Origin of the sequence: Nocardia acidivorans NBRC 108247 (genome assembly GCF_001625085.1) — a bacterium.
Taxonomy (GTDB): domain Bacteria; phylum Actinomycetota; class Actinomycetes; order Mycobacteriales; family Mycobacteriaceae; genus Nocardia; species Nocardia acidivorans.
Window position 1 is genome coordinate 1 of sequence record NZ_BDAW01000152.1, and the last position, 558, is coordinate 558.

At 69.5% G+C, this 558-nt stretch carries 1 protein-coding gene; it reads right to left on the reverse strand.

Going from position 1 to position 558, the window contains the following annotated elements:
- Positions 1-2 precede the first annotated feature (2 nt).
- Positions 3-558 (reverse strand): HNH endonuclease signature motif containing protein (locus NA10_RS35090; protein WP_169812709.1); only part of this gene is annotated, 556 nt, incomplete at its 5' end.

The following is a 558-nucleotide window of genomic DNA, read 5'->3' on the forward strand; positions in this document are numbered from 1 at the left end:
CGCTATTGGCGGGTGAGGGTGGTGTTGCGGGCGTTGAGCCAGGCTTTGAGTTTGGCTCGTTCGTGCTCGTCGCGGGCTTGGATGCGGGCCAGGGTGGCGGCCATCAACTCTCCGGGATGGTGCCGGTGGTTCACCCGGGGGGTGCGGGTGGGGTCGATGTGCTCGGGCGCGATCCATCCGGTGCGGCCGGGGTGTGCGGTGTCGGGTCCCATGACCACGGTTTTCCAGCCGCCGGGGCCGTGGTGGATCAGGGCGTGGCAGGCATCGCAGGCCAAGGTCAGGTTTTCGATGTCGGTGGGGCCGTTCTTGGCCCATTCGGTGATGTGGTGCACCGCTGTCAGTGAGGCGGGGGCGCTGCATCCGGGTCGGGTGCAGCCTTTGTCGGTGGCGATCAACGCCAGTCGTTGGGCCTGGTTCGCGAGGCGTTCGGTGTGGCCCAGGTGCAGGGGCAGGTCGGTGGGGGTGAAACCGGGTGCGGGGCAGGCGGATACGTCATCGGTGCGGGCTCCACGCGCCGCGACCGGCACTACGCGACCAACCGCCCCGCACACCGCACCC